This window comes from [Clostridium] clostridioforme AGR2157 (genome assembly GCF_000424325.1).
Lineage (GTDB): Bacteria > Bacillota > Clostridia > Lachnospirales > Lachnospiraceae > Enterocloster > Enterocloster clostridioformis_A.
The window spans coordinates 32,077-45,166 of record NZ_AUJR01000021.1; the positions used below are offsets into that span (position 1 = coordinate 32,077).

Here is a 13,090-nt window from a genome sequence, read left to right on the forward strand (position 1 = left end):
CTTATACCGGCCCTGACCGATAACCAGCATTACTTATGCCATCCCGTTTTCCTTAAGGGCCTTCAGGTAACGCCCCAGGGCATCCTGCCATGAAGGCAGACGTTCAAAACCGTTCTCAGTCAGCTTTTCCTTACTCATGCGGCTGTTGGAGGGCCGCTTTGCCTTGGCTGGGAAACCTTCTGAATCCACCGGCGTCACCTTCACCTCATCCATGCCGGCCTGGCGGAATATCTCACATGCAAACTCATACCAGCTGCACAGCCCCTCGTTGGTGGCATGGTAACGCCCGTACCTGTCTGTCTGAATCATATCCGCCAAAAGGCGGGCCAGGTCATAGGTATACGTGGGGGAACCAATCTGGTCATTGACCACGGATACGGCTCCTTTTTCCTTCCCCAGACGGAGCATGGTCTTAATGAAGTTCTTGCCGTTGACGCCAAATACCCATGCAATGCGCACAATGAAATACTTCTGTACATTCTGCTCCACCGCAATCTCGCCCTCATACTTTGTCAGTCCGTACACATTAAGGGGTTCCCTGTGGTCATCCGGCTCCCATGGCCGCTGGCCGCCGCCATTAAACACATAGTCCGTGCTGATGTACATCATCTTGATATCCATGGCCTTGCAGATCCTGGCGATATTGCGTGTCCCCTCAGCATTGATTTTGCGGCACAGTTCCAGGTTATCTTCAGCAGCATCTACTGCAGTATATGCTGCACAGTGGATAACTGCGTCTGGTTTTTCCCGGAAAATCACAGTTTCGCACGCTGTGCGGTCCGTGATATCCATTTCCTCCACGTCCACGCCGATTCCCTCAATCCCGCGAAGGGCCAGTTCATTCATCACGTCATGGCCCAGCTGGCCTTTTACACCTGTTACCAGAACTTTCATAATCCATTTACCTCCGTTCTTAATAATGGCCGGCAGAGGACAGGAATCCCCGAAACGGACACGTCTCTCAAACGTGCTCCGGGGCATTTCCCTCCTCCGTCAGCCACATGTTTACCTACAGGCGGCTGCCGTACATCTTATCGAAATAATTACTGTACTCGCCGCTCAGTATATTCTTCCACCAGTCCTGGTTGTCCAGGTACCACCGGATGGTCTGCTCAATTCCTGTATTAAAATTATACGTTGGCTTCCATCCCAGCTCTGTTTCTATCTTGGTCGGGTCAATGGCGTAGCGCATGTCATGGCCGGGACGGTCTGTCACAAACTTAATCAGGCTCTCAGGCTTATCAAGGGCCTTCAGAATGGTCTTTACCACTTCCAGGTTGGTGCGCTCATTATGCCCGCCGATGTTATACACCTCTCCCTCGCGTCCCTTGTGAATGACCAGATCAATGGCCTGGCAGTGATCCGCCACATGGAGCCAGTCGCGCACGTTCTCTCCTGTGCCGTACACAGGAAGCTCCTCATCTGCCAGGGCGCGGCTGATAATAAGTGGAATCAGCTTCTCCGGAAAATGATAAGGGCCGTAGTTGTTGGAACACCTGGACACAGTCACCGGCAGGCCGTATGTCCTGTGATATGCCAGCACGAACAAATCAGCGCTTGCCTTGGAAGAGGAATAAGGGCTGGATGTGTGCAGGGGCGTTTCCTCTGTAAAGAAAAGGTCCGGTCTGTCAAGCGGCAGGTCCCCGTACACCTCATCGGTGGAAACCTGATGATAGCGCTTGATGCCATAGGTACGGCAGGCGTCAAGAAGGGTTGTGGTTCCCATGACATTGGTCCTCACAAAAGCCTCCGGGTCTGTAATGGAACGGTCCACATGGCTCTCGGCCGCAAAGTTTACCACCACATCCGGCTTTTCCTTCTCAAACAGTTCAAATATAAACTTCCTGTCGGCAATGTCGCCCTTTACAAATTTGTAGTTAGGCTTGTCCTCAACCGGCTTTAAGTTTTCCAGGTTGCCTGCATAGGTCAGCAGGTCCAGGTTAATGATTTCATAATCCGGGTATTTATTTACCATATGGTGTACAAAGTTGCTTCCGATAAAGCCGGCTCCGCCGGTTACAATGATTTTCATGTATATTTTCCTCCGTTAAAAATCCTGTGGGTGTATCTTATCCACATACTTTCCGTCCAGAACGTCCTTTAAATACTTGCCGTACTGGTTCTTTTTCAGAATCTCATATGTCTCCATAACCTGTTCCCTGGTAATCCAGCCCCTGAGATAGGCAATTTCCTCCAGGCAGGCAATCTTGCGGTGCTGGTGTGTCTCCACGGTCTTCACGAAATTCGTGGCCTCCACCAGCGACTCATGGGTTCCCGTATCCAGCCATGTAAAGCCCTGTCCCAGGAGAATCACATCCAGCTCACCCTTCTCCAGGTAAATACGGTTTAAGTCCGTGATTTCCAGCTCGCCTCTGGCTGAGGGCTTTAAGTTTTTCGCGTACTCCACCACCCGGTTATCATAGAAATAGAGACCGGTGACACAGTAGTTGGACTTTGGCTTCCCCGGCTTTTCCTCAATGGAAATGGCCTTGCCGTCCCCGTCAAACTCCACAATGCCGAAGCGCTCCGGATCATCCACATAGTAGCCGAACACCGTGGCGCCCTTTTCCTTGGACGCTGCGGCGCGCAGGCGCTTGGTCAGCCCCTGTCCGTGGAAAATATTATCACCCAGGACCATTGCCACGGAATCTTTGCCAATAAATTCCTCACCGATGATAAAAGCCTGAGCCAGTCCGTCCGGGCTTGGCTGTACCGCATAGCTCAGCTCAATGCCAAACTGGTGGCCGTCGCCCAAAAGGGCTTCAAATCTTGGCGTGTCGTCCGGAGTGGAGATAATCAGGATGTCCCTGATTCCCGCATTCATAAGGACAGACAGCGGATAATATATCATTGGTTTGTCGTAAATCGGAAGCAGCTGTTTGGAAGTCACCTTGGTTAACGGATAGAGCCGCGTCCCGCTTCCTCCGGCCAGTATAATTCCTTTCATATTTCCTCCTTGGTTCGCTGTAAGCGCGAAAAGACCGCTTAGCGGACGTCTTTGCCTGAATTTTTCTTTGTTCAATATATCATACTATCTCTATTTTTTCAAATAAACTGATAAATATTTCGTTATTATTAAGAAGATCTGTCAGCCCATTCTCCAGATTCTCAAAGGAGGCGAAAACCGCGGCCGCTCTGCGGCCTCATATGACACCATTATAATTCATTTCAGGCATGTATGGCAAGCAGGTTTGCAGTCTTGCCCCTACCATAGTATAACACTTAAAAAGCTGTCCGGTTTCCGGCAGTAGGGACGGCAAAAGAGAGGGACATCCCCTGCATTACAGCCTATGCATTGGGTGATGTCCCTCTCTTTCGCTTTCTCTCTTACTTTTTCTTAACTTCTATTCCTGTCTGCCATTAACCGCTTTCATGAACCGCCCTGCAATCTCCAGCGGCCGGGTGATGGCTCCGCCCACAATAACTGCCCAGGCTCCCATATCCAGCATCTTCACAGCCTCCTCCGGCGTATGGACACGTCCTTCCCCGATGACCGGGATGGGAAGTTCTGCCGCAAGCCGCCTGACCAGTTCAAAATCCGGCCCTTCCTGCTTGGGGGTATAGTCCGTATATCCGCTCATGGTGGTGCTCACCAGGTCAATGCCGCTTTTCCACGCCTGAACGCCTTCCTGGTAATCGGAGATATCGGCCATCAGAATCTGGACCGGATATTTTACTTTGATGCTCCGAATGTATTCCCATGGGCTCAGCCCATCTCCCCGCCTCCTGTCCGTGCAGTCAATGGCAATGATGTCGGCCCCTGCCTCTGCCAGGGCATCCACCTCCTTCATGGTGGGCGTGATATACCCGTCAAATCCATCGTACACCTGCTTTATCAGACCAATGACAGGAAGCCCTGTCGCCTTCTTGATTCCCAGCACGTCCCGCACCGTGTTGGCGCGTATCATGGGGCTTCCGGCCTCCTTGGCCGCCCTGGCCATAAAAGGCATCAGGGAGCGCTCCGGGTCATAGAGCGGTTCCCCGGGCAGGGCCTGGCAGGAAATGATGAGCTTTCCTTTGATACGGTTAAAAAGTTCTGTTTTGTCCATGTCGTTCCAATCCTTTCACTCCGGCTTTCACGGCCTGTCATCGGCCACAGCCACCTTCACCACACATTTTCTGATACATTCAGGCGTTTCCAGGCATCCGCCCGGCCCATGGGCCTCCCCGGTCATGCACAGGATGAACCTGCCCGGCCCCATGACACAGCGTCCCCCTGCCCCGCCACGGGCACAGGCTTTCTGAAAGTCCGGCTGGTATTCCCCAATGGGTGTCACCCCGTCCAGGGCTGTTTCTATGACCTCGCATCCCTCAATGTCTATCTGAATATCCATATAGTCCCTGTGCAGTTCATAGCTCTCATCCGTCAGCTCATGGGTCCGGGCCTCCATCACCTGCAGGAACACCCTGTCCCCGTCAATCTCCGTCCTTCCCATGGGAAGAGTTCTTACATCCGCAGTCATCAAATAGTCAATGGCCTTATCCAGGTTCCTGTTCATGCCCCTGTAATTTCCTATATTAGCCAGCAAGTCATATATCATATCAGCAGTATTTCTCCTTTGCGGCTTCTATCATGGAGGCTGCCTCCCCGGCAATGGCCTGGTCGTCCCCGCATAAGTCTGTCAGCGGTTTCCTGACCCCGCCTATATCGATTCCCCTGCTGATGCGCAGCACTTCCTTAATCATGGCGTACATGTTGCAGGTTCCTGAGCACAGCTTATATATGATTTCATCCGCTTCATACTGGATGGCCCTGGCCTCTGCCATCCTGTTTTCCGCCGCCAATTCATATATCTTTAAAAACAGCTCCGGCATGGCCCCGTAGGTACCGCCGATTCCGGCGTCCGCACCCATGGCCAGACCGGACACCAGCTGTTCATCCGGGCCGTTGAACACGATAAAGTCCTCCCGCGTCTTCATGGCCTCTGCCTTAAACATCTGGATGTCCTGGACCGGCATGGATGAGTTCTTCACGCCTGCCACCTGCCTGTTTAAGAGCATGGTTTTTAAAAGACTCATGGTCAGGGCTGTACCCGCCAGCTGGGGTATGTTATAGATGATGAAATCCGTGTCGGGCGCTGCCTCCGATATGTCATTCCAATACCCGGCAACCGAGTACTCCGGCAGCTTAAAATAAATTGGCGGTATGGCAGCAATCCCGTCCACGCCCAGGTCCTGGGCATGGGCTGCCAGAATGCGGCTGTCTCTTGTATTGTTGCAGGCAACATGGGCAATGACTGTGAGACGGCCCGCAGCCTCGTCCATCACAGCCTCCAGTGTCTTCTTCCTGTCCTCCACGGACTGGTAGATGCATTCTCCCGAAGACCCGCCCACATAGACGCCCTTCACCCCCTGTTCCACGAAGTACCTGGTCAGCGCCCGCACCCCGTCCTCACTTACCTCTCCTGCCTTGTCGTAGCAGGCGTAAAATGCCGGGATAATTCCCCTGTATTTGTCAAGCTTCATTCTTATTTCACCCCCGTTATCTCAGACAGTTTCACCTTTCTGTTCTCAAACCGGGACCTGGTGCAGGCGTCTGCCGTGGCAATGGCGTTCCTGGCAGCCTCCCCTGTAAGCAGGGGCTTAAACTCCTCGTCCGGCTGGGCCCCATGCATGATATGGTTGAAATACTCCATCTCATCATACATGATGCTGTGAAGCCACATAGGCGGCTTCTTCCCCGGTTTGCCGTACATGATGGCGCCGTCCATCTCCGTGCCGTGATAGATTCTGGTGCGGTCATCATCCTCCTCCTGGGTCTTGTGCATAAGGAAATGCTCTTCCTTATCTCCCTTCTTAAGGGTTCCTCCGCAGTTGAACATATCCAGGCGGATAGCTCCCTCGGTTCCCTGAATCAGCACATAATGCTCCGGCCAGTGGAAAGCGGAGCCATACTCCAGCACGGCATACCGGTTATCCCCGTATTCCATGGTGATGAACAGCATATCGTCCTCATCTCCGAACTGTTCCCCGCAGTGGGCCACATTGCCGCCTGCCATGGTCACTTCCTCGGGGCACCCGCCCATAAGGAACTGGATGCAGTCCAGCTCATGGATGTGGTGGTAGAGATGGCCTCCTGATTTGGCCCTGATTTTCTTCCAGCTGACAGAGGGCTGTATATCCTCCCAGCCGTTCCTGGCGGAATGGCAGTACAGCACCTTGCCGATGACTCCGTCATTAATCATCCTCTTCGCTGTGCGCACGCCCCTGAAGAAGTTCATGACATGGCCTGCCATAAAGGTGACGTTGTGGGCAACGCATGTCTCCACCATCTCCACACAGTCCTGATAGGACAGGGCAATGGGCTTCTCACAGAATACGTGTACCCCGTGTTCCGCCGCCTTGATTACCGGTTCCCTGTGAAGGTAATTGGGCGATGCCACGATTACCGCGTCCACGTCCTCACGGCTGTATAACCGGTCCAGGTCCGTCTCCACGTCACAGCCCAGCTCAGCCGCCACTGTCCCCGCATTCTCCGGGTCATAGACAGCCACGACCCTGGCGCCCTCCTGCTCCTTCATGATGCGGGCCAGCTCCGCCCCAAAATATCCTGTTCCAACCACTGCATATCCAATTGTCTTCATGACTGTTCTCCTTTACCGTCTATATTATTTTACTTCATGATTTCGCTGAGCTTTACCTTCCTGTCTTCCCTAAGGGACAGGGTGCAGGCCGGCCATGAACACCCCACATGGTTGTCCTGGCATGTATCCACCATTTCACGGCAGTCCTCATAGCTACAATATAGCACCTTTTACCTTTCTGTTAAAATCATCAGGACTTCACAGCGCCCTCCGACATGCCGCCCGCAATCTTGTTCTGTATGAGACAGAAGAAAATGACAGAGGGAAGCACCACCAGAGCAGACGCCGCCATCATATCGCCCCAGTCCAGTATCTCAGCTCCGTCCAGGGAGCGCAGAGCAACCGCAACCGTCATCTTGCTGGTATTGTTCATTAAAATCAACGCATACAGGAACTCATTCCAGGTATTAATGAAGGTGTAGATGGCCGTGGCCACCACGCCGGGCGCCACCAGCGGAAGCACCACCTGGACAAAGGTCTGCATCTTATTGGCCCCGTCGATTCTGGCCGCCTCCTCGATTTCCAGGGGCACTGTCCTGAAAAATCCGGTCAGGAGCCACACCGCATAGGGCACGGAGAAGGACAGGTACACAATAACCAGGCCAATCCTTGTGTTAATCAGCCCCAGCTTTCCCATGACCACGGAATAGGGAATGGCCAACAGGATGGGAGGAAATATGTAGGTAGTCACCAGCACCTTGGACATGGCTGAACCCAGACGCTTAAAGAACCTGACGATTCCGTAGGCTGCCAGCGCCGCCACCGCAATGGCAATCAGGGTGGTCACCAGGGAAATGATGACGCTGTTCCTGATGTTCACGAAAAACTTAAGGTCATTAATGACATGGGCGTAATAGTCAAAGGTCCATGTCTTAGGCCAGAAGGCCGTAGGATTTCCCGTCAGCTCTCCTTTGCCCTTCAGGGATGATATGATAATCCATACCAGCGGGAAAATGGAGATAATGGTCAGAATAATCAGGTATATATGGCTGACGACACTTCCTGCTTTAAACTTTTTCATCTACTTTCCTCCTTTTCCCACTTATTAATGACCGCAAAGTATATGCCGCAAATAATTATCAGGAATATGAACAGCAGCACGGTCACTGCCGATGAGCGTCCGATGAGTTTGGTACTCCATCCCATATTGTAGGCATAGAGCGGTATGGTCTGGGTGATGCCCGCAGGCCCGCCGCCTGTAATCAGATAAATCAGGTCAAAGTTATTAAAAATCCACACGGTCCTTAAGACCACCAGCAGTCCCACCACCATCTTGATATGGGGCACTGTGACATAGTAGAAGGACTGCCATGGCCTGGCCCCGTCAATCTGGGCAGCCTCATACTGGTCCTTTGGAACTGTTTCCAGTGCTGAGAGCACGTTGACCATTATCATGGGCGCTCCGAACCATATGTTAATCAGCACCAGGCTTACAAAGGCCAACGTGCCGCTGGTCAGAAACTGCGGCGCCACCTGGCAGATACCCAGCTCCACCAGGATGTTGGGCAGGAAGCCGTACACTCCGTTGAGAATCCATTTCCAGGAAAATGCAATGACAATGGAGGGAAATGCCCAGGGGATGATGAGAAGGGTCTTGTAAACGCCCTTGCACACCTTAATCCGCTTCAGGGCCAGGGCAGCGGTAAACCCCACTCCTATCTGTCCCGCCAGGGACAGAACCGTCCATTTCAGGGAATTGAAAAATGAAAGCCAGAAACCGCTGTCCTTCAGCACCTCGGCATAATTCTTAAAGCCAATGAATTTATAGGCCGGTTTAATCAGGTTCTTGTTTGTAAAGCTGTATACTATGCTGGAACAGATGGGATATATGAATAATGCAATTACAATGACGATTGCGGGAAGTACGAACAACCATCTTGTATAACTTTTCTTCCCCAAGATTTCCTCCTCCTTCTCAGTATTAGAGCGTGCCTCAAAAATGCATCCGCCTTTTCAGACACGCCCCAGGACGGCTTATTCAGCTGTCTCAAACAGTGCGTTCAGTTTATCTTCTGCTGTTTTCGCAGCGGTCCTTACATCTGTTCCGTTGGTAATGATATCCTGGAACATATCTTCTATCACGTGGTTGTTCTGCATGATTCCGGCCTGGACATTGGGGCCGTGCTCATATCCAAATGCAGTGCCGATATCAGCTGCTGCAGTCAGCACTTCCTCTGCATGGGTGAACTGCCTGATGGTGTCGTCATCCCTGTATGCATCTGTGTCGGCAATTCCCTTGATGGCAGGAAGCATACCCACCGGTGTTGCGTGCAGGAATTCCACGTATGTATCCTCGTCATAAAGGGTTTTCATAAATGCCTTGCAGATTTCAGGATGCTTGGAAGCCTTCCACACAACCATAGGCGTGTTGGTGGTCATGATTCCCTCGTCCGGGTCATCCGCATTAATCTTTGGAATCGGGTAGCAGTCCACATACTGGAGCAGGTCCGGTGAGTTGGCTGCAACGCCTGAAATCTGGAAGCCGGAGTTAAAGTCAAATGCGGTCTTGCCCTGGTAATACAGGGTAGCCTGGTCCAGTACATCAAAGTTAATGGAATCCTTAGGCGAGCAGTCATTGTATACCTTCAGCCAGTAGTTGATGCCGTCAATGGCCAGGTCGCTGGTCAGGTTGGCCTTCAGGTCATCGGTCAGCAGGCTTCCGCCCCCGCTTCTCACATAGAAATCCAGGAAAAAGGTTGCCTGGAAGTCATTGGTGCCGCATGGGAAGGACAATCCATAGACGCCGTCCTTTGTAAGGGCCTTGGCTGTGTCGTAAAGCTCGTCCCAGGTCTTGGGAACTTTCAGACCGTTTTTCTCCAGCAGGTCCTTCCTGATCCACATCACATGGGCGTGTCTGTAAAGGGGAACAGAATAGTTATTGCCGTCCACCGTGCCCTCGGAAATGGCTGCCTCAGCAAATTTGTCACGGCCGATACCGTCAATCAGGTCATTGATGGGCAGCAGGGCATCTGCGTTAATCATCTCCGCAACCTGGGCCGGAAGGGCGGTACTCATATCAGGTACATTGCCGGATGCAAGTCCGGTGGTCCACTTGGTGTAAAAATCATTCCATGAGAACGTCTCAATATTGATTTTCACATCCGGGTTCTCTTCCATGAACTTGTCCGCTGCCTTCTGGATGGTCTCCAGCCTTGGTCCCTGTGTAAATGAGTGCCAGAAGGTAATCTCACCTGAAAGCGCTCCCTCTGTCCCGCTGTCACTTCCATCCTGGCTCCCTGTATCCTGTGCCTGGGACTGGCCTCCTGCTTCTTTGGAACCGGAAGCCTCTGTGGATGACCCGGTACTGCCGCATCCGGCCAGCAGGGCTGCTGCAAGTGCTGCCGCAAGAATAAAACTTACATGACTCTTTTTCATATCACTTCTCCTTTTTCTTAATTATTTCCGTCCGTCATTTTGCTGTGTCTATAGGTATTATATTGATTTTCCTTATGCATTTCAACATTCTGGACAACTTATAATAGCATAAAACGACCACTATACTATTTTTTTGTCTTGTTCTGGTTTTGAGGGGCAGGAAACTGGCCGGGTAAGGGGACGGGCACTGTCCGGGTGATTGTCCGGGGGCCTGTCTGCATACCTTTGGAAAACAGGAAAAGGACAGGCCGGAACCTGATTCCGGATACCTGTCCTTCTGTAACTGCTGATTCTTATCCCTTCTTCCTATTTTGATTGTACTGCCGTTTCCGGCACAATCCATTCTTTTTTAATCTGCCACAAGGCCGCCTGGACACTTTTCGCCCCGGATTCCTCCCCTGCCCGTATCCGCTCATGATGGCGAAACAGCCTGGGCCAGCTGCCCATGATTTTCTGTTTCAACTCAGGATAAAACCCGGTGAGCACCGCATCCATTTCCCTGAGCCCGCACTGCTTTAAATACGCCTGAAAAGCCTGCTCGTCCTCCTCGTCTTCTCCCAGATATTTAAGGCACAGAATCTTATTCCATTTGTAGACAGTCAGGAAAATGGGACCGCTTTCCCCATATTTCCTGCGGACATATTCCTCCCGCGAAAAACAGCTGCCGTCCCTCTCTATGGCCTTTAAAACCGCATCTGCCTGTGCCGCATATAAAATCACCTTATCACCTGTGTCACCCATTCTTTTCTAATCTCCCATATATTTCCATATTTTGAATCATTGCCCAAAATCACGCTGTCATCAAAAAGCCGGTCCCAGCTGGCGATGATTTCCCGCTTAAGGTGTGGATAGAACTGGGACATGTATGCCTTGGCGTCACTTACTCCGTACTGCTCCATCATATCCTGATGGCGTCTGGCGTCCGCCTCATCCTTTGGGATATAGGAGTAATTGAGGATGCTTCCCCATTTTTCTATATTGACCGAGGTAATGCAGGCCGGGTCCAGGGTCAGTTCCAGTATGACGGCACCCGGACTGGGAAGCATGACCGCCTCGCTGGTAAAGGAAACCCACACCGGATACTCCACATCCCCGGGCTTTTGGGCCGCGTCAGGGCTGTGCCTTACCAGCCAGTCATATACCTCCAGAACCAGTCCCGCATGTTCCTGCAGGTCACTCCGAATATACTCCCGCCTGGCAATGTACCTGCCTGTTTCATTCAGTTCCTTCAGCACGTTTTCATGCTGCTTTGTCCATACCTTAATCTGTTCCATCCGGTCATCCTTCCTCTCTCCATTGTTTTGGTGCCACTGTCCTTGCCCGGTTCCTTCTGCGCCGTTTCGCCCGCACCACTACTCCTGTGACATCTTCCTGTACCGGCCCGGCGTCATCCCAAATGCCTGCCTGAATACCCGTGTAAAATGGTTGGCATCCTCGAACCCCACATCGTGGGCAATACAGTTCACAGGATCATTGGACACCAGCAGAAGTCTGGCTGCCGTGGTCAGGCGCACCTGGCGTATAAACTCCGTGGCTGTCTTCCCTGTGGCCTCCTTAAACAGACGCCGGAAGGTAGTCTCAGCCACTTCCGCCATACTGCTTAATTTATCCGAAGTATATTCTTCCGTGGGATTTAACATGATATAGTCAATGACAGTCTGTATCCTGGGGTCGGTCTGAACCGTGGATTTCTTCACCCGTTTTCGTATCTGCTCCAGGTTGTACTCCAGCCCGTTGATTTCCGCCTTCACATCATCGGGCTCATCGGAGTTCAAAATATCAATCAGGCTGGCAATCAGAGTATCAAGGGCTCCTCTTACGTGAAATGACTTTGATTTTTTGTCCGTGCGCACCCACTTGTAGATATCGCTGAAATAAGGCTCGATTCCCTCGCCCACATCCATCACCAGGGGAAAGTTATAGTACTCCCTGAGAAAATTAGCCCCTTCATAGAATACGGATGTGGTGAAACGGATACTGTAAAAAGCAAATGTATCCTCCAGCGCCTTACATGACAGCCAGCAGCCCTCCGGTATATAGGACACCTGCCCCTTCCTCACAATGACCGTCTCCCCATCTACCACAAACTCAGCACTCCCGTCAATGATGTAGCGCAGCATATTGTATGGTATGGCGCTTTCCGGATAGGTCCAGGTCCGTCCGAAGGAGTATTTATCTATATATAGAAAATTAAATCGGATGGTATTCATGAATGAGGAAAGCGACTGCATGATGTGCACCCCCCTTTAACTGTATCTTTTTATCACTTCCAGCACACTGGTGCCCTCAGGTTTAGTAATCTGTGCCCCATCCGGCCCTTTATGATTTGATTGTATCAAATCACGCTCCCAATAGCCAGTCCCATGACGGAAATTTTATCTGATTCCCAGCCGTTCAATCAGCTGTTCAATCCCCTCAGGGCTGTCTGCAAATGTTTTCACAGGAGCCCCGGCCATTTTCCCGCACTCCTCCTCCGTAATGGTGCCATGGCGCCAGACAGGCCCCTGTTCCAGCTCCACGGTGTAGTTCCAGCTGACCTGTCCCAGGTTATCGGTCAGGGCAATCAGCATCGCATAGAGTCCTCCAGGCCGTGAATCAGCCTCAGTATCTGTACATTGTCCCATGAGCAGAGGGCCTGGGACTCTGCGGATTCCACAGATACCTGGTCTGCCTCTTCCAGTGGAACATGGTGCTTCTGCCTTCGCAGATAATCACGCCACAGATTCTTTGCGATTGCGCAGAGCCAGGTGGATATGCTGCTCACTCCCTTATACCTGCCGATATGTTTCACGGCCTGGTAAAAGGTCTCCTGGGTCAGTTCCTCTGCCAGGCCGGGGTCCTGGGTCCGGGTTAAGAGAAAACCATATATCATTTTTCCGTGTTTCTTATAAATCTCTTCCATGGAATCCATATACGCATTTCCTCCTTCTGTTAATTAGTGTCCCGTTCCCAACAATATCCTGCGATACCGGAATGGTTCCTGCCATACATCCCCGCCTCATTCGTGGCTGACAATAAAACAGACCCAACCTGAACCTAAGATATGATATCTCAGGTATCTAGCTGGGTCCTAATTGGCTGGGTCCTAAATGGTTGAATCCTATTGGTTGGCTCCCTTTGATTAGAGCCTA

General features: G+C 51.7%; 13 protein-coding genes and 2 pseudogenes. All 15 read right to left on the bottom strand.

What is annotated here, in order from left to right; translation table 11 throughout:
- Positions 1 to 33 precede the first annotated feature (33 nt).
- Positions 34 to 894, bottom strand: a complete 861-nt coding sequence (gene rfbD / locus G614_RS0110660; RefSeq protein WP_044917582.1) for a dTDP-4-dehydrorhamnose reductase — start codon at positions 892 to 894, stop codon at positions 34 to 36.
- A gap of 115 nt (positions 895 to 1,009) precedes the next feature.
- A complete protein-coding gene (gene rfbB, locus G614_RS0110665) occupies positions 1,010 to 2,032 on the bottom strand; it encodes a dTDP-glucose 4,6-dehydratase (protein WP_027641923.1) in 1,023 nt (340 codons plus the stop codon).
- A 15-nt stretch (positions 2,033 to 2,047) separates the two neighbouring features.
- On the bottom strand, positions 2,048 to 2,947 hold the full coding sequence (rfbA, locus tag G614_RS0110670; RefSeq protein WP_027641924.1) for a glucose-1-phosphate thymidylyltransferase RfbA: 900 nt from the start codon (positions 2,945 to 2,947) through the stop codon (positions 2,048 to 2,050).
- 397 nt (positions 2,948 to 3,344) lie between these two features.
- Positions 3,345 to 4,049, bottom strand: a complete 705-nt coding sequence (locus tag G614_RS0110675) for an N-acetylmannosamine-6-phosphate 2-epimerase (RefSeq protein WP_027641925.1) — start codon at positions 4,047 to 4,049, stop codon at positions 3,345 to 3,347.
- Positions 4,050 to 4,076: 27 nt separating this feature from the next.
- Positions 4,077 to 4,541, bottom strand: a complete 465-nt coding sequence (locus G614_RS0110680) for a YhcH/YjgK/YiaL family protein (protein WP_027641926.1) — start codon at positions 4,539 to 4,541, stop codon at positions 4,077 to 4,079.
- A gap of 1 nt (position 4,542) precedes the next feature.
- Positions 4,543 to 5,466, bottom strand: coding sequence for a dihydrodipicolinate synthase family protein (locus G614_RS0110685; protein WP_027641927.1), 924 nt, complete (start codon positions 5,464 to 5,466; stop codon positions 4,543 to 4,545).
- A gap of 2 nt (positions 5,467 to 5,468) precedes the next feature.
- On the bottom strand, positions 5,469 to 6,584 hold the full coding sequence (locus tag G614_RS0110690; protein WP_027641928.1) for a Gfo/Idh/MocA family protein: 1,116 nt from the start codon (positions 6,582 to 6,584) through the stop codon (positions 5,469 to 5,471).
- A 190-nt stretch (positions 6,585 to 6,774) separates the two neighbouring features.
- On the bottom strand, positions 6,775 to 7,605 hold the full coding sequence (locus G614_RS0110700; RefSeq protein WP_027641929.1) for a carbohydrate ABC transporter permease: 831 nt from the start codon (positions 7,603 to 7,605) through the stop codon (positions 6,775 to 6,777).
- The gene (locus G614_RS0110705; protein ID WP_027641930.1) at positions 7,602 to 8,483 is read right to left on the bottom strand and encodes a carbohydrate ABC transporter permease; all 882 of its coding nucleotides are present in this window, start codon (positions 8,481 to 8,483) and stop codon (positions 7,602 to 7,604) included. Before G614_RS0110705 ends, G614_RS0110700 begins: the two co-directional genes overlap by 4 nt.
- Positions 8,484 to 8,558: 75 nt before the next feature.
- Positions 8,559 to 9,959, bottom strand: coding sequence for an ABC transporter substrate-binding protein (locus G614_RS0110710; protein WP_027641931.1), 1,401 nt, complete (start codon positions 9,957 to 9,959; stop codon positions 8,559 to 8,561).
- A gap of 306 nt (positions 9,960 to 10,265) precedes the next feature.
- Complete coding sequence (locus tag G614_RS0110715; RefSeq protein WP_027641932.1) at positions 10,266 to 10,700, bottom strand: DUF3841 domain-containing protein; 435 nt, start codon at positions 10,698 to 10,700, stop codon at positions 10,266 to 10,268.
- Positions 10,676 to 11,233, bottom strand: coding sequence for a DUF3841 domain-containing protein (locus G614_RS0110720; RefSeq protein WP_027641933.1), 558 nt, complete (start codon positions 11,231 to 11,233; stop codon positions 10,676 to 10,678). Before G614_RS0110720 ends, G614_RS0110715 begins: the two co-directional genes overlap by 25 nt.
- Positions 11,234 to 11,311: 78 nt before the next feature.
- Entirely contained in the window at positions 11,312 to 12,190 is an 879-nt protein-coding gene (locus G614_RS0110725; RefSeq protein WP_027641934.1) for a helix-turn-helix domain-containing protein, read from the bottom strand.
- Positions 12,191 to 12,334: 144 nt separating this feature from the next.
- Positions 12,335 to 12,529 (bottom strand): annotated as a pseudogene (locus G614_RS0110730) (anti-sigma factor); the annotation flags it as partial.
- Positions 12,529 to 12,870: pseudogene (locus tag G614_RS27260) on the bottom strand (RNA polymerase sigma factor); the annotation flags it as partial. The pseudogenes G614_RS0110730 and G614_RS27260, both read right to left, overlap by 1 nt.
- Positions 12,871 to 13,090: the final 220 nt, after the last annotated feature.

Bases quoted from the DNA above. Each gene is read 5' to 3' on its own strand.
- rfbD (WP_044917582.1), bottom strand. From the start codon at position 894: ATGAAAGTTCTGGTAACAGGTGTAAAAGGCCAGCTGGGCCATGACGTG.
- rfbB (WP_027641923.1), bottom strand. From the start codon at position 2,032: ATGAAAATCATTGTAACCGGCGGAGCCGGCTTTATCGGAAGCAACTTT.
- rfbA (WP_027641924.1), bottom strand. From the start codon at position 2,947: ATGAAAGGAATTATACTGGCCGGAGGAAGCGGGACGCGGCTCTATCCG.
- G614_RS0110675 (WP_027641925.1), bottom strand. From the start codon at position 4,049: ATGGACAAAACAGAACTTTTTAACCGTATCAAAGGAAAGCTCATCATT.
- G614_RS0110680 (WP_027641926.1), bottom strand. From the start codon at position 4,541: ATGATATATGACTTGCTGGCTAATATAGGAAATTACAGGGGCATGAAC.
- G614_RS0110685 (WP_027641927.1), bottom strand. From the start codon at position 5,466: ATGAAGCTTGACAAATACAGGGGAATTATCCCGGCATTTTACGCCTGC.
- G614_RS0110690 (WP_027641928.1), bottom strand. From the start codon at position 6,584: ATGAAGACAATTGGATATGCAGTGGTTGGAACAGGATATTTTGGGGCG.
- G614_RS0110700 (WP_027641929.1), bottom strand. From the start codon at position 7,605: ATGAAAAAGTTTAAAGCAGGAAGTGTCGTCAGCCATATATACCTGATT.
- G614_RS0110710 (WP_027641931.1), bottom strand. From the start codon at position 9,959: ATGAAAAAGAGTCATGTAAGTTTTATTCTTGCGGCAGCACTTGCAGCA.
- G614_RS0110715 (WP_027641932.1), bottom strand. From the start codon at position 10,700: ATGGGTGACACAGGTGATAAGGTGATTTTATATGCGGCACAGGCAGAT.
- G614_RS0110720 (WP_027641933.1), bottom strand. From the start codon at position 11,233: ATGGAACAGATTAAGGTATGGACAAAGCAGCATGAAAACGTGCTGAAG.
- G614_RS0110725 (WP_027641934.1), bottom strand. From the start codon at position 12,190: ATGCAGTCGCTTTCCTCATTCATGAATACCATCCGATTTAATTTTCTA.